11 protein-coding genes, 5 tRNA genes and 1 riboswitch are annotated in these 15,805 nt (G+C 32.1%); of the genes, 15 read left to right on the top strand and 1 reads right to left on the bottom strand.

The features are described from left to right. The first annotated feature begins 60 nt into the window (after positions 1–60). Positions 61–1,092 (top strand): rod shape-determining protein, encoded by a 1,032-nt coding sequence (mreB, locus tag CLRAG_RS13905; RefSeq protein ID WP_013236940.1) that lies wholly within the window; start codon positions 61–63, stop codon positions 1,090–1,092. Between the two features lie 92 nt (positions 1,093–1,184). Here the strand turns inward: mreB and yyaC are convergent, their stop codons facing one another. Beyond that, on the bottom strand, positions 1,185–1,733 hold the full coding sequence (gene yyaC, locus CLRAG_RS13910) for a spore protease YyaC (RefSeq protein ID WP_065078975.1): 549 nt from the start codon (positions 1,731–1,733) through the stop codon (positions 1,185–1,187). 249 nt (positions 1,734–1,982) lie between these two features. On the opposite strand from yyaC, the gene CLRAG_RS13915 reads away from it, so the two are divergent. The 14 genes from CLRAG_RS13915 (at position 1,983) to gdhA (ending at position 15,586) form a co-directional block, all read left to right on the top strand. Beyond that, a tRNA-Thr gene (locus CLRAG_RS13915) sits at positions 1,983–2,058 on the top strand. 5 nt (positions 2,059–2,063) lie between these two features. Continuing rightward, positions 2,064–2,148 (top strand) — tRNA-Tyr (locus CLRAG_RS13920). A gap of 9 nt (positions 2,149–2,157) precedes the next feature. Beyond that, positions 2,158–2,233, top strand: a tRNA-Val gene (locus CLRAG_RS13925). A 21-nt stretch (positions 2,234–2,254) separates the two neighbouring features. Further along, positions 2,255–2,330, top strand: a tRNA-Thr gene (locus CLRAG_RS13930). A 5-nt stretch (positions 2,331–2,335) separates the two neighbouring features. Continuing rightward, positions 2,336–2,420 (top strand) — tRNA-Tyr (locus CLRAG_RS13935). A gap of 79 nt (positions 2,421–2,499) precedes the next feature. Further along, positions 2,500–2,599: riboswitch (SAM riboswitch) on the top strand. Positions 2,600–2,770: 171 nt separating this feature from the next. Continuing rightward, positions 2,771–3,946, top strand: a complete 1,176-nt coding sequence (metK, locus tag CLRAG_RS13940) for a methionine adenosyltransferase (protein ID WP_065078976.1) — start codon at positions 2,771–2,773, stop codon at positions 3,944–3,946. A gap of 130 nt (positions 3,947–4,076) precedes the next feature. After that, positions 4,077–6,314 (top strand): SF1B family DNA helicase RecD2, encoded by a 2,238-nt coding sequence (gene recD2, locus CLRAG_RS13945; protein WP_065078977.1) that lies wholly within the window; start codon positions 4,077–4,079, stop codon positions 6,312–6,314. Beyond that, complete coding sequence (locus tag CLRAG_RS13950; protein WP_065078978.1) at positions 6,298–7,320, top strand: hypothetical protein; 1,023 nt, start codon at positions 6,298–6,300, stop codon at positions 7,318–7,320. Before recD2 ends, CLRAG_RS13950 begins: the two co-directional genes overlap by 17 nt. After that, complete coding sequence (locus tag CLRAG_RS13955; RefSeq protein WP_065078979.1) at positions 7,293–7,973, top strand: ComF family protein; 681 nt, start codon at positions 7,293–7,295, stop codon at positions 7,971–7,973. The genes CLRAG_RS13950 and CLRAG_RS13955 overlap by 28 nt, the downstream gene beginning before the upstream one ends. Positions 7,974–8,405: 432 nt before the next feature. After that, positions 8,406–8,933, top strand: a complete 528-nt coding sequence (gene hpf / locus CLRAG_RS13960) for a ribosome hibernation-promoting factor, HPF/YfiA family (RefSeq protein WP_065078980.1) — start codon at positions 8,406–8,408, stop codon at positions 8,931–8,933. A 180-nt stretch (positions 8,934–9,113) separates the two neighbouring features. Further along, the gene (gene secA / locus CLRAG_RS13965; protein WP_065078981.1) at positions 9,114–11,627 is read left to right on the top strand and encodes a preprotein translocase subunit SecA; all 2,514 of its coding nucleotides are present in this window, start codon (positions 9,114–9,116) and stop codon (positions 11,625–11,627) included. A gap of 20 nt (positions 11,628–11,647) precedes the next feature. Then, a protein-coding gene (gene prfB, locus CLRAG_RS13970) for a peptide chain release factor 2 (RefSeq protein WP_207644819.1) occupies positions 11,648–12,755 on the top strand; the annotation gives its coding sequence in 2 pieces (ribosomal slippage) (positions 11,648–11,725 and positions 11,727–12,755; 1,107 coding nt in all). An 80-nt stretch (positions 12,756–12,835) separates the two neighbouring features. Next, entirely contained in the window at positions 12,836–14,074 is a 1,239-nt protein-coding gene (locus tag CLRAG_RS13975; protein ID WP_065078982.1) for an MFS transporter, read from the top strand. A gap of 165 nt (positions 14,075–14,239) precedes the next feature. After that, positions 14,240–15,586 (top strand): NADP-specific glutamate dehydrogenase, encoded by a 1,347-nt coding sequence (gdhA, locus tag CLRAG_RS13980; protein WP_065078983.1) that lies wholly within the window; start codon positions 14,240–14,242, stop codon positions 15,584–15,586. The last annotated feature ends 219 nt before the right edge of the window (positions 15,587–15,805 follow it).

Consider the following 15,805-nt stretch of genomic DNA (forward strand, 5'->3'; position numbering starts at 1 on the left):
AAAGGTAAATAAATTTACCTTTTAGTTTGAAAAGCAAAGGAGATTAGGAGTGAAAAGGGAATGTTTTTTAGTATAGGAACTGATATGGGAATAGATCTAGGTACAGCAACCGTACTTGTTTATATTAAAGGCAGAGGGGTAATTTTAAAGGAACCTTCAGTTGTTGCCATAGATAAGATAAAAAATAGAGTACTAGCTGTAGGAGAAGAAGCATGGCAGATGATAGGTAGAACGCCTGGTAATATCGTTGCCATTCGTCCATTAAAAGATGGAGTTATATCTGATTATGATGTAACGGAAAAAATGTTGAAGTATTTTATAAGCAAGGCTTGTGGTAAAAATAGAATATCTTCACCAAGAATAGTTGTTTGCGTTCCATGTGAAGCTACTGAAGTTGAAAAAAGAGCTGTAATTGATGCGGCTAAAAATGCAGGTGCAAAAAAGGTGTTTTTAATTGAAGAACCACTAGCAGCAGCTATAGGAGCTGGTATTGATATAACTAAGGCAAGTGGAAATATGGTAATAGATATAGGTGGAGGCACAACTGATGTAGCAGTAATTTCACTTGGAGGAATAGTTGTAAGGTCTTCCATCAAAGTTGCAGGTGATAAGTTCGATGAAGCCATAATGAAATATGTAAGAAAAGAACATAAATTGATGATTGGGGAAAGAACTTCAGAAGATTTAAAAATAAAAATAGGATCTGCTTTTGATAGAGATGAAGAAGTAAGTATGGAAATAAGAGGTCGTGATTTAATTACAGGGCTTCCTAAAAATATAACGGTATCTTCTGCGGAAATGAGAATAGCACTAAAAGAAACTGTAAATTCTATAGCAGATACAACTCGTGCAGTACTGGAAAAAACGCCGCCAGAATTATCAGCTGATATAGCTGATAAAGGTATTTTTATGACTGGTGGAGGTGCACTTTTAAATGGATTGAGTAATTTAATACAAAAAGTAACTAATGTACCCGTTTATGTTGCAGAAGAACCAGTATCATGTGTAGCACTAGGTACAGGCAAAGTACTTGAATATTTAGACAAAATGGAAGTAGTTTTTAGTGGTGATGATATAACATTAATAGATTAAAACAAAGAACAAAATCTAACTTATTTAGTATTATGTATTTTTTAATAAGTTAGATTTTAATTTTCTTATAGATACTAAAATGTTGGATATAGTTAAATATCGGTAAAAATATTGTTGTAATATAGATAATATGAATGAATTAATGAATAAAGTATTACTTCAGCCATACTTAAAACTAAATTAAGACGTATATTACTGCTGGTATTATTAAATAAATCTTCATTGCTATTTGAATCAACTATCCCTATTATTGAGGAATTTCCTACATCTGGGAGAGATTTTCCTACACCTTTGCCAGGATGAACGGGAAAGTCTCTTACTTGAATATCGCCTATAGTTTCTAGATCACCTAAACAAGCATCTATTCCTATAATGTTTTTATGCGGGTGAAGTAAATTTATTTTATTCAGTTTGCTTTCAATGTTTAAAGCATGTATAGGATCTGAAATTGTACCGTAGACAGGTAGAGGAAAATGCTTACATTTTAAAAGTGTACCTACTAGGGGACCCAGGCAATCCCCTATATATCTATCGGTACCAATACATACAATTATGGTATCGTTATTAATGTAATTTTTCAAAAAATAGGCAAGTTTATAATATGCTAAGGGATCTTTATAATTACTTTTTGCTTTATTCAATATATTCACCTTCTTTTATGTATGTACTTGCGAAGAACACTATATATAATTTATATGATGACTTTATATAAATTATTAAAGCTAAATTAAGTGAATATGATTTTGAAAGAAATATAGAGAAATATGGAGAAAGAGATATGTAATATTAAAATTTAATCATATATTAAATTTGATAATAAGTGAATAAAACTGTATACTAATTTACGTTGAGTGCGTTCTTGTTTTAAGGAACGTAGGATAATAAAATAAGCTGGCATGGCTCAGCAGGTAGAGCAACTGACTTGTAATCAGTAGGTCGTGGGTTCGATTCCTACTGCCAGCACCAAACATGGAGGAATTCCCGAGTGGCCAAAGGGGGCAGACTGTAAATCTGTTGTCAGTGACTTCGATGGTTCGAATCCATCTTCCTCCACCATAAATATAAGGGCGCATAGCTCAGCTGGGAGAGCATCTGCCTTACAAGCAGAGGGTCATAGGTTCGAGCCCTATTGTGCCCACCATTTAGAATAATAATAGAATAAGCTGGCATGGCTCAGCAGGTAGAGCAACTGACTTGTAATCAGTAGGTCGTGGGTTCAATTCCTACTGCCAGCACCAAATGCGGAGGAATTCCCGAGTGGCCAAAGGGGGCAGACTGTAAATCTGTTGTCAGTGACTTCGATGGTTCGAATCCATCTTCCTCCACCATAAATATAAAGGCACTTTTAGGTGTTTTTTGTTTTATAAAAATTATATAATCTTAACAGATGAAAAAATTATATTATAGCTCTTATCAAGAGAGGCGGAGGGAACAAGGCCCTATGAAACCCGGCAACCAGTGAAAATCACCAAGGTGCCAATTCCTGCAGGATTCTGCAAGATAAGAGAGTAGTTAAGTTATTTAACCTCTTCTTATCGAAGAGGTTTTTTTAATTGACGTGCCACTTTAGGTATTTCAGTTTATATTGTGAATATAGGATTTGAATTAGCATTTAATGCAATAGAATTAATTCACTTTATTGTAAGAAAAGTATGTTTTTACATGGGAGGTATAGAAAATGAGAAAACTATTTACATCTGAATCAGTTACAGAAGGCCATCCAGATAAGATGTGTGATCAGATTTCAGATGCTATCTTAGATGCCATATTGGAACAAGATCCTTATGGAAGGGTAGCGTGTGAAACTGCAACTACTACAGGTATGGTTTTAGTTATGGGTGAGATATCAACTAATTGTTATATTGACATTTCAAAAATAGTTAGAAATACTGTAAGAGAAATAGGATATACTAGAGCTAAATATGGATTTGATTGTGATACTTGTTCAGTAATAAGTTCAATTGATGAACAATCATCGGATATAGCTATGGGGGTTGATAAAGCCTTAGAGGCCAAGGAAGGTGAAATGGAGGCCATAGAAGCTATAGGCGCTGGAGATCAGGGTATGATGTTCGGATTTGCTACAAATGAAACTCCAGAATACATGCCTATGCCAATAAGTCTTGCTCACAAACTTGCAAAGAGATTAGCGCAGGTTAGAAAAGATAAAGTTTTAGATTATCTAAGACCAGATGGAAAAACTCAAGTTACTATAGAATATGAAGACAATAAACCAGTTAGAGTTGATACCATAGTAGTATCTACTCAACATGATGAAATGGTAACTAGAAAACAAATTGAAACAGACATAATAAACAATGTAATAAGACCTGTTGTACCACGAGAGTTTTTAGATTATAAAACCAAGTATTTCATAAATCCAACAGGAAGATTTGTTGTTGGAGGTCCCCAGGGAGATTCTGGACTTACAGGAAGGAAGATAATAGTAGATACTTATGGTGGCTATGGAAGACATGGCGGGGGTGCTTTTTCTGGTAAAGATCCAACCAAGGTTGATAGATCTGCTGCTTATGCTGCAAGATGGGTAGCAAAAAATTTAGTAGCTGCAGGTATTGCAGATAAGTTGGAAATACAACTTGCTTATGCTATTGGTGTAGCAAAGCCTGTATCTATAACTGTAGATACTTTTGGTACAGGAAATATGCCGGAAGAAAAAATAGTAGATATAGTGAATAAGGTATTTGATTTGAGACCAGCTGCTATAATAAAAAATTTAAATCTTAGAAGACCTATATACAGGCAAGTTGCCGCTTATGGACATTTTGGAAGAACTGATATTAATGTACCTTGGGAAAGATTAGATAAGGTTGAAGAAATAAAAAAATATATGTAAATAATGAAAAGCTCTATATTGTAACATGATATAGAGCTTTTTTAGTATGTTGGATTAAGACAAAGTTTAATGTGGTATAATTATTTATAAATATATGATTTTGTTTGCAAATAGGGGTAGGAGAGATTCTATGCAAGAATTACAAGGAATTGTAGAAAGTATAATATTTCAAAATAAAGATAATGGGTATGTAGTTGCTAAAATAAGAGAAAATAAAGATGTAGTAACTATAGTAGGATGTATACCTAATATAATTGAAGGACAAAATTTGAAGGCTGTAGGGGAATGGGTTCTTCATCCTCAGTTTGGAAATCAATTTAAGGTTCAGGCTTCTGAAGAAATAATACCTAACACTACTATTGGCATAGAGAGATATTTGGCCTCTGGAATAATATCAGGAATAGGTCCAGTAACAGCAAAGAAAATAGTAGAGAAGTTTGGTGAAAATACCCTTCAAATATTGGATAATAACATAGGAAGATTAAAAGAAATAGAAGGTATAGGAGCAAAAAAAATAGCTTTAATAGAGGAATCTTATTCTAAACAAAATGAAGTGAGAAATATAATGATATTTTTGCAAACTTACGGAATAACTCCTAGCCAGTGTGTTAAAATACATAAAAAATTTGGAGCAGATTCTATAAGTATTGTGAAAGAAAATCCATACACCCTTACAGAAGAAATAAGTGGTATAGGTTTTAAAACGGCAGATAAGATAGCAAGAAGCCTTGGAATAGAAAATAATTCTCCATTTAGAATACAAAGTGGAATAAGATATTTGGTGAATAAGTTTTGCAGCTTGGGAAATACGTATATGCCTATAGATAACCTTATAAAAGAAGGTGTTGACATACTCCATATAACTCAAAAAGAACTGGAAGAAAACATATATGAAAGTTCTGTAAATGGAAAGATAAAATTGGAGAAGTGGGAAGATAAAGTATGTGTATTTTCTATGACCTACTATTATTGTGAATTGAGTGTAACTAGAAAAATATTGATGTTAGCTTTTACTAAATATAAGGATATAGATTTTAATATAGATAAAGAGATAGAAGATTTTGAGAAGGAAAATAATATGAACTTTGCTGTTTCTCAAAAAGAAGCTATTAGGGGAGCAGTTGAAAATGGAGTGGAGATAATAACAGGAGGTCCTGGAACAGGTAAAACTACAATAATTAATTGCATAATTAGATTATTTGAAAAATCAAAGCTTAAAGTTTTAATGGGTGCTCCTACGGGAAGGGCAGCAAAGAGAATGTCAGAATCTACAAAACGAGAATCAAAGACCATACATAGACTTCTTGAAATGGGAGTGGGAAGTGATGAAGAAGCTTTATTTTTTTCAAGAGGAGAGCAATCACCACTGCAATGCGATGTAGTTATTATAGATGAGGCTTCTATGATAGATATAGTGCTTATGAATAACTTATTGAAAGCTGTATCTATGGGAACTAGGTTAATAATAGTAGGGGACGCAGAGCAGCTTCCATCTGTAGGCCCTGGAAATGTGCTCAGAGACTTCATAGACAGTAAATGTATTAAAGTAGTTAGATTAAAAGAGATATTTAGGCAATCAAAAGAGAGTATGATTATAGTTAATGCGCATAAGATAAATTCTGGAGAGATGCCTATTTTAAACAAAAAGAATAAGGATTTTTATTTTATAAAATGTCAAGATCCTTCGGATATATTAGACACACTAGTAGGATTAATAGATAAAAGGTTACCAAGTTTTAATAGTAGTTGGAATAAAATAGAGGATATTCAAATACTATCTCCTATGAGAAAGGGAATTTTGGGAGTATCAAATTTAAATAAAAAACTTCAGCAAGTTCTAAATCCTAAAAGTCCCAATAAGAGAGAAAAAAAGTTTAGAGACATGACTTTTAGGGTAGGAGATAAAGTGATGCAGATTAAAAATAATTATACTTTAAAATGGGAAGATATTTCAGAAGAAAACAAGGAAAGTGGAATGGGTGTTTTTAATGGTGACTTTGGATATATAGAAGATATAGATGAAGAAAAAAATAGAGTGATAGTTGTGTTTGATGAAGAAAAAAGAGTTGTATATGATAGTATGTACTTAGATGAGTTGGATTTATCTTATGCAATAACCATACATAAAAGTCAAGGTAGTGAATTCCCGGTAATTATTATACCTATGTTTATGGGTCCGCCGCTGCTTATGAATAGAAATTTATTGTATACGGCTATAACTAGGGCAAAACAGATGGTAATACTTGTGGGGAGTTTAAAAGCCTTAAATTTTATGATAAATAATAATAAAAGCTTTGAAAGGTATTCGTTATTAAAATATAGAATAATGGATATAATGGAGAGTGAAACAAATGCTACTGTGGAATGAAGCATGTCTTATTAATGAGAGAAAAAAAATAAGTGAGAATATAGTAAAATGGAGCGGTACTAAAGATACTTTTTTAAATTGCATCTCGGTTCCTTATAATTCTACTGAAATTTTTCTGGAAGTTATTGAAAAATACATAAGACAAAATAAAAATATTGTTTATATTACTAATGAAAAAATGGGCAATGTGGATATAATAAAAGATATAAAAAAGTATACACATTTTACAGATTATGCTTATGTAAAAGGATGTAAAAGTAATTTAAATTGTAAATTGCAGATATGTAATTTTGAAAATGCAGCAAAATTGGAAAAAAAGTTTGAATTAATCATATATGATGATATAAGTAGTTTTTCATTATACAATAAGTACGAGATATGCAAATTAATTAGCAAATTAACTCATGAGGATAGTAAAGTCATAATATATTCTATAGAAAGTATAGTTGAAAATAGTAAAAAGATATTTTTGCCTGCTAAGAATGAAGGATTAATAATCGAACCGAGAAATATACTTACTAGACTAAATATGAATAAAGAAATGCCTTTTTTGGTATACGACTATTTAAAATGGTCAATAAGTATAGGTAAGAAGATAATAATATATGTACCAAGCGAATGTAAAATAGAAAAGGTAGCTTCATATATGCATAAATATTGTAGAAGTTTAGCACAGGATGTAGTATGTTTTGCTAATGGGGAAACGAATAAAAAATTGATCTATAAGTTTTTACAGGCCAAAAACTCAATATTAATAACTAACTGTTTTGAAGAAACTGTATTAAATGCAAAAAATTCAGAATTAATAGTATACTTTGCAGATGATATTAACTTTACTTATAAAGAATTTGTTTATTTGTGTGGAAGTGTTGGAAGAGGTGAAAAAAACTTAAAAGAGGAGGTTATACTGGTTTCTAATATAGAGACAGAAGAGATTGAGAAAGCAAAGAGTATAACTAGCAATTTTAATAGGGAAGCATGGAACATGGGATTACTAAAAATTTAAGATTTTTATTGGATTGTGTACTAGGGCTTATATATTGTGGAGATGAAAGATGTATACTGTGTAAAAAGGATATATATGATGATAGAACCATATGTAAAGATTGTGAAAGCAATATAAAAATTTGTAAAGACAGTTTTGAAATTGGATATGATGATAAAAAATTTCAATGCTATAGTAGTGCTTATTATTCTGGAGCGATGATGGAACTTATAATAAAATTAAAATACAAGAGTTCTTTTAAAGCTGGAGATGTTATAGCAAAGTGTATGAGAGATATTATAGCTAATAATCACATTGATTTTGATGTTTTTACATATGTGCCTATGACTAAGAAAGCATTGAAAAAGAGAGGATATAATCAGGCTGAATATTTGGCGAACAGTTTGGGGAGTTATACTAATAAGCCTGTTATATGCTGCTTACAAAAAATAAAGGAAACAAAGGATCAAATAGGATTGGACAAAACAGAGAGATGGAGTAATATGTCACAAAGCTTTCAGGTACGCAATAAAAAAAGTATAAAAAATAAAAAAATTTTGTTAATAGATGATGTTTTAACTACTGGTGCTACAGCCTTTGCATGCTGTGCAGAACTTTTGAAAAACGGAGCAAAAAAAATTAATGTATTGACTGGAGCAAAAAGTAGAGTATAATTTTATTAGTCAAGTTAGGTCTGTGGTTGAAAGTCGATGCTAGTCGCAGGCGAAACGATCCACGTAAGTTAGATAAAATATTTAATGAGCATGGTGCGGCTTAGAAGTAAGTCCTGCCGTAAAATACGAGAGGATTAGTAGTGAGAGGTTAATTCCCGGTAGCGAAAGTTCCAGCAGGCGAGTGTGGGGTCAAATACCAGGTCAGCTAACTTGCAAATGCACTAACTGTGCAATATAGCAGCCTTTTTTAAGGCTGCTATATTAATTTTAAAAGATTATTTATTATTAGTTTTTGCTATTAATAAAAAAGTAGTATAAATGTGTCATTAATAGCTATTGTAATTTATGATAAACAGTATTAAAATATAACTAACAAAACATAGATTAATCCTTTACATATGTTTAGGATTACAATAGGAAGGGGCTGGAAATATGAAAATAACTGTAAAAGGGAAAAATATCGTGGTAACTGATGCATTGAAAAATGCGGTGGAGAAGAAGCTATGTAAGCTAGAAAAATATTTCAACCCTGATGTAGTAGCACATGCTACATTAAGCGTACAAAAAACTAGACAAATAATTGAAGTCACTATTCCTTTTGGAGGAGTTATACTAAGAGGAGAAGAAGGAAACTCAGATATGTATGCTTCAATTGATTTAGTTGTGGATAAATTAGAGAGACAGATAAGAAAGCAAAAGACAAAGCTATTAAGAAGAAACAATTCAGAATCTTTAAGGTTCCAATGCATACCAGATGAGTCAGAAAAAGACAAACAAGAACAAAAAATAGTTAGAACTAAGAAATTTGCAATAAAACCAATGTCATCTGAAGAAGCAGTCCTTCAAATGGAACTTTTAGGTCATAGTTTCTTTGTATATCAGGACGCTGAAAATGGAGAAGTAAATGTAGTATATAAAAGACGGGATGGAAATTACGGATTAATAGAGCCTGAATTTTAAAAGTTAGATGCAATAAAGGGGGAGCATAAAGCTTCCTCTTTTTATGCTCTAAAAATAGGAAGCATATTATTAAACTAAAGTAAACTATTATTTAATAAGTTGAATACCCAATAATTAGATGATATAATTTATAAGGTGTATACTTTTGTAAACAAATTTAACATGGTGAGGATGAAAATAATGAAACTTTTTCAGAAAATATTCGGTTCATATAGTGAACGGGAAGTAAAAAGAGTTATCCCTATAGTAGATAAAATAGATAGTTTGGATTCAAAAATGCAGGGATTGACGAGTGGAGAACTTAGAGCAAAGACAGATGAATTTAAAGATAGACTTTCTAAGGGTGAATCTTTAGATGAAATATTACCTGAAGCTTTTGCTGTTGTTAGAGAGGTAGGATATAGAACCATAGGCTTAAAGCAATATAGAGAGCAGCTAATAGGTGGAGTAGTGCTCCATCAAGGAAGAATATCAGAGATGAAAACTGGTGAAGGTAAAACACTTGTTGCTACTGCACCAGCATATTTAAATGCACTTACAGGAAAAGGAGTTCATATAGTTACAGTAAATGACTACCTAGCAAAAAGGGATAGAGATACCATGGCACCTGTATATGAGGCACTAGGGCTTAAAGTAGGTGTAATACTACATGATTTGGATCAGTCCCAGAGACAGGAAGCATACAATTGTGATATAACTTATGGAACTAACAGTGAGTTCGGATTTGACTATTTAAGAGATAACATGGTTATTTACAAAGAAGAAAGAGTACAAAGAGGACTTAACTTTGTTATAGTAGATGAGGTTGACTCAATTTTAATTGATGAAGCAAGAACACCTCTTATTATTTCAGGCGAAGGAGAAAAGTCAACTGAATTTTACAATATTGCAGACAGTTTTGCAAAAACTTTACAAAAAGAGGATTATGAAGTAGACGAAAAGGCAAATTCGGTAATACTTACAGATACAGGTGTAAAAAAGGCTGAAAACTTCTTTCAATTGGCCAACTATGCGGATCCAGAGAATATGGAGATACAGCATTATGTAGTTCAATCTTTGAAAGCTAACTATATAATGAGAAGAGACAAAGATTACATGGTAAAAAATGGTGAAGTGCTCATTGTAGATGAATTTACAGGAAGAATGATGGAAGGCAGAAGATACAGCGATGGGTTACATCAAGCTATAGAAGCTAAGGAAAATGTAAAAGTAGAGAGAGAATCAAAGACACTTGCAACTATTACTTATCAGAATTATTTTAGAATGTTTAATAAATTATCAGGTATGACAGGTACTGCACTGACAGAGGAAAATGAATTTAGAGAAATATATGGACTTGATGTAATAGTAATACCTACCCATAAGCCTATAGCAAGAACAGATTACCCTGATGTAGTTTATAAAAGTGCAAAAGGAAAGTTTAAAGCTATAGCAGATGAAATATATGAAACCTATAAAAAAGGTCAGCCTGTACTTGTAGGTACAGTAAGTATAGAAAAATCTGAGTTACTTTCAGATATGTTAAAGAAAAGAGGAGTACCTCATCAAGTTTTAAATGCTAAGTTTCATGAAAAGGAAGCAGAAATAATTTCTCATGCAGGAGAAAAGGGAACAATTACTATAGCAACTAATATGGCAGGTCGTGGTACTGATATAAAGCTTGGAAAAGGTGTGGTTGCTCTTGGCGGACTTAAAATAATAGGAACTGAAAGACATGAATCAAGAAGAATTGATAACCAGCTTAGAGGACGTTCAGGGCGTCAAGGAGATCCTGGTACATCAAGATTTTACGTATCACTAGAAGATGATCTGATGAGAATATTTGGTTCAGATAGACTTCAGGGAATAGTTGAAAAATTAGGTCTCAAAGAAGATGAGGCCATAGAAAGTAGAATGGTTACAAATGCTATAGAAGGTGCACAGAAAAAAGTAGAAGGAAATAACTTTGATATAAGAAAAACTTTACTTCAATATGATGATGTAATAAATAAGCAGAGGGAAATTATATATAGACAGAGGTCTCAGGTACTTGAGGGAGAAGATCTTAGAGATTACATGATTGATATGATAAAAAGCTTAGTAACCTCTGTTGTAGATTCTCATATATCTGGTATAGAAGAAGATTTTGAAGATGAAGTAGAAAAGCTAATAAAATATATGGAAGAAGTTTATGTACAAAAAGATTCCGTAAAGAAAGAGGATATTATAAATCTTTCCAATGAGGAAATTAAGCAGAAATATATAGATATAGGCCAAAAAATTTATGAAGAAAAAGAAGAAGAGTGTACTCCAGAGCAGATGAGAGAAATTGAGAGAGTTATCTTACTTAGGGTTGTTGATACAAAGTGGATGGATCATATAGACGATATGGAGCACTTAAAGAGAGCTATTGGACTTAGAGCCTACAGACAGCAGGAACCAGCTCAAGCATATCAGTTTGAAGGCAGCGAAATGTTTGAGGAAATGATATATAATATTAAATTGGATACTGTTAAATATCTTCTTCATGTACAAATTGAAAAAGCACCTGAGAGAGAAAGGGTAGCTAAGAATGTAATTACTAATCAAGGTGAAGAAACTGCAATGAAGAAAAAACCTATAAAGAAAGAAAAAACTGTAGGAAGAAATGATCCTTGTCCTTGTGGCAGTGGTAAAAAGTATAAAAATTGTTGTGGAAGACTTGCAAATAACTAAGATGATATTGAGGTGGTCGTATGATAATTGATTTGGAAGAATCCCTATCAAAATTGAGCATATTAAAAAAAGCATTAAATAAAATAAAGGAGTCTCTTTGACCTAGGTAACTATAAGAATAGGATAGAAGAGCTGCAGATGAAAATGCAGGAGTCTAATTTCTGGAATAACTTGGAAAAGGCACAGGAAGTAACTTCTGAGGAAAAATTTTTAAATGAAAAGCTGGATATGTATAATAAGTTGGAGAGTAGAATAAATGATGCAGAAATTCTAGCTCATATTGCGGAAGAAGAGGAAGACATGTCTGGCTGCAAAGATATATTGTCTGAAGTGGAAGATATCGAAAATATAATTGATAAACTTAAAATAGAAATACTTTTATCAGGAGAATATGATAAAAACAATGCGATATTGAATTTACATGTAGGAGTAGGTGGCACAGATGCCCAGGACTGGACGGAGATGCTTTTGAGGATGTATACTAGATGGGCAGAAAAGTCTGGATATAAAGTTGAGACTTTAGATATTCTTCCTGCAGATGATGCTGGAATAAAAAGTGTATCATTAAGGATAATAGGGGAATTTGCTTATGGATATTTGAAAGCCGAAAAGGGTATCCATAGATTGGTTAGAATATCACCTTTCAATGCTAATGGGAAAAGACAGACTTCTTTTGCATCTGTAGAGGTTTTACCGGAACTTACCAAAAACCAAGATATAGACATAAGGCCAGAAGATTTAAGGGTAGATACCTATAGGTCTTCTGGTGCAGGTGGACAGCATGTAAACAAAACGGAATCTGCAGTTAGGATAACTCATATACCTACAGGTATAGTTGTACAGTGCCAGAATGAAAGAAGTCAGCATTATAATAGAGAAACCGCAATGCTCATGTTAAAGTCAAAACTTGTGGAACTTAAAGAAAGAGCACATAAGGAAAAGATAGAAGATCTTGCAGGAGAACTTAAGGACATGGGATGGGGAAGCCAGATAAGATCCTATGTATTTCATCCCTATACTCTTGTAAAAGATCATAGAACTGGAGTAGAGAATGGAAATGTGTCTTCAGTAATGGATGGAGAAATTGATAATTTTATATTAGCTTATTTAAGACAGCAGGCAAAGTAAATAAAGTGCTATCAGGCGTATAATCTGATAGCATTTATTTTGCATCTATTTTTAACTCGTAATTGAAAGAAGGATTTAGCATGAGTTTCAAAAGTACAGTGGGGGATGTTTTTTCATCCCTAAAACATAGAGATTTTAGATATTTTTTGTCAGGACAGCTTTTGTCACTAATGGGAACTATGATTCAAAATACAGCGCTCAGTTGGTATGTGTATAAGATAACTAATTCTCCTTTTCTTCTTGGACTTATATCAGTATTTCAATATGCACCAGTACTTTTGATTACGCTTATTGCAGGTGTTATAGCAGAAAGATATCCCAAAAGAAAAATTATTTTAATGACTCAGTTTTCTTATATGATACAGTCCTTTATATTGACTTTCGTTATTTATATTGGATATAGTAAGTATTGGATATTAGCTATATTAGCTGTTATTAATGGGATTATAACAAGTTTGGACATGCCTACAAGGCAGTCTTTCTTTATTGAACTTGTAGGAAAAAGGGATCTTCCAAATGCTATATCTTTAAATTCAACTGTTTTTAATATATCACGTATAGTTGGACCTGCATTTGCAGGAATAATAATGAATAAAGTAGGGGTATTTCAGTGTTTTCTTATCAATACAATTAGTTTTATACCTGTTATCTATGGTGTATTTCAAATAAAGGCTAAAGGTAACCCAACATTAAAATCTAAAAACTTCAATTTAATTCAGGACTTAAAAGGTGGAATTATGTATACTATAAATAAGAAAATACTCCTATCTGTAATGTTTATGATGGCTATAGTATGCACTTTTGCATTTAATAGCAATGTAATTATACCTGTATTTGCAAAGCAAGTCATGAATGGTGGAGCAAAGGAGTATAGTATTTTTTTAAGTCTTTCAGGTGCAGGATCATTTTTAGGAGCTATTTTTATGGCAGGAATAGGCAGAGGACTTAGAAGTAAGCATTTCCTCATTATAAATTCATTTATATTGGCTATTTTACAAATAGTAACTTTATTTACAAGTAGTTATTTATTAGTAGGGATGCTGTTTGTATGTATAGGATTCTTCGGGCTTACTTTTTTAAATAAAGCAAATGCTACACTGCAGTTTAATACAGAAGATGAATATAGGGGGAGGGTAATGAGTATATATGCCCTTTTAAATATTGGAAGCACTCCTTTTGGTAGTGCTTTCGTGGGTGCAGTTATGGAAAAATTCGGTGGTAAATTTGGATTCTTTAGCTGTGGATTAATCATGTTTCTATTTACGGTTATCACTGTATTTTTTGTTAAATTAAAGAACAGAAATTTTAAATATAATTAATTATATTACATATATTGGACAATATAGATATGGATGAATAGTAATTCAAATTTGTGCAAAATTTCTATAAGATGATAGAATATGCTTTTAAATTATGTTAATTTTGGTATAATTATAAGTAAAATAGTAAAGATAACTACAATTATTTTATGAAGGAGTAATAATATGAATGGCAAAGAGTATGTTCAGAAAGTTTTAAGTACTGTACAAAAAAGAAATTCAGGTGAAAAAGAGTTTCTTGATGCGGTAAAAGAAGTTTTAGCTTCTTTAGTACCGGTATTTGATAGAAGACCTGATTTTATTAAAGCAGGATTACTTGAAAGATTAACTGAACCAGAAAGAGCTATAAGTTTTAGAGTTCCATGGGTTGATGACAATGGAGAGGTTCAAGTAAACAGAGGTTTTAGAATTCAATTTAATTCGGCTATAGGACCGTATAAGGGTGGGTTAAGATTTCATCCATCTGTAAATCAAAGTATTGTAAAATTTTTAGGATTTGAGCAAATATTTAAGAATTCCTTAACAGGGTTACCTATAGGAGGAGCAAAAGGCGGTTCAGATTTTGATCCAAAAGGCAAATCTGATAACGAAGTTATGAGGTTTTGCCAAGCTTTTATGTCTGAGCTGTACAAATACATAGGTTCTAATAGAGATGTACCTGCAGGAGATATAGGTGTTGGTGGAAGAGAAATTGGATATCTATATGGCTATTATAATAAACTTAAAAGTGTAAGTGAACAGGGTACTTTGACAGGTAAGGGACTGACTTATGGAGGAAGCCTTGCCAGAACAGAAGCAACTGGATATGGATTAGTTTATTTTACTGAAGAAATGCTAAAAGATCATAATTTGAGTTTCAAAGATAAAAAAGTAGTAGTTTCAGGTTCGGGAAATGTGGCTATTTATGCTATTGAAAAAGCAACTGAACTTGGAGCTAAAGTTATTACTTGTTCTGATTCTAATGGATATATTTTAGATGAAAATGGAATTAATCTAGATGTAGTAAAAGAAATTAAAGAAGTTAGAAGGGGAAGAATAAAAGAATATCTAAAAAGTGTGCCTACTGCTAAGTATGTACCAGATTTTAGAGAAATTTGGAATGTTAAGTGTGACATAGCTCTTCCTTGTGCAACTCAAGGTGAAATAAATGAAAAATCGGCTAAAGCTCTTGTAGAAAATGGTATTATAGCTGTATCAGAAGGAGCAAATATGCCTTCAACTTTAGATGCAATAAATGTATTTTTAAGTAATAAGATTCTTTTTGGACCTGCTAAGGCAGCTAATGCAGGAGGAGTTGCATGTTCTGCCATTGAAATGTCTCAAAATAGTATAAGGTATTCATGGACATTTGAAGAAGTAAATAATAAGATTAAAAATATAATGATTAATATTTATAATAATTCTAAAAATGCAGCAAAAGAATATGGAAATGAAGGAAATATAGTTGTAGGAGCCAATATTGCTGGATTTTTAAAAGTTGCTGAGGCTATGATGGCTCAGGGTATAATTTAAGTTTACAGAGAAACTTTGAGATGTTTTACTAATTAATTAGTGTGTCAGTCATTTTAACATGTATATATGTTTTTAAATAGTTGACAATTCATAGTGGAAAATTGAAGGTTATGGAGGATTTTTTTAAGAAAAATCCTCCTTCAACTGTCTATTGTCAATTATCAACTTTTAAGCAGATTTATTTATAAAGTTGCTATTTCAACAGCTTCTTAGTTGAAA

The sequence above is a fragment of the Clostridium ragsdalei P11 genome, from assembly GCF_001675165.1.
Classification (GTDB): Bacteria; Bacillota; Clostridia; order Clostridiales; family Clostridiaceae; genus Clostridium_B; species Clostridium_B ragsdalei.

What these genes read in the sequence shown, in the direction of transcription:
- mreB (WP_013236940.1), top strand. Translation starts at nt 61, where the DNA reads ATGTTTTTTAGTATAGGAACTGATATGGGAATAGATCTAGGTACAGCA.
- metK (WP_065078976.1), top strand. Translation starts at nt 2,771, where the DNA reads ATGAGAAAACTATTTACATCTGAATCAGTTACAGAAGGCCATCCAGAT.
- recD2 (WP_065078977.1), top strand. Translation starts at nt 4,077, where the DNA reads ATGCAAGAATTACAAGGAATTGTAGAAAGTATAATATTTCAAAATAAA.
- CLRAG_RS13950 (WP_065078978.1), top strand. Translation starts at nt 6,298, where the DNA reads ATGCTACTGTGGAATGAAGCATGTCTTATTAATGAGAGAAAAAAAATA.
- CLRAG_RS13955 (WP_065078979.1), top strand. Translation starts at nt 7,293, where the DNA reads ATGGAACATGGGATTACTAAAAATTTAAGATTTTTATTGGATTGTGTA.
- hpf (WP_065078980.1), top strand. Translation starts at nt 8,406, where the DNA reads ATGAAAATAACTGTAAAAGGGAAAAATATCGTGGTAACTGATGCATTG.
- secA (WP_065078981.1), top strand. Translation starts at nt 9,114, where the DNA reads ATGAAACTTTTTCAGAAAATATTCGGTTCATATAGTGAACGGGAAGTA.
- CLRAG_RS13975 (WP_065078982.1), top strand. Translation starts at nt 12,836, where the DNA reads ATGAGTTTCAAAAGTACAGTGGGGGATGTTTTTTCATCCCTAAAACAT.
- gdhA (WP_065078983.1), top strand. Translation starts at nt 14,240, where the DNA reads ATGAATGGCAAAGAGTATGTTCAGAAAGTTTTAAGTACTGTACAAAAA.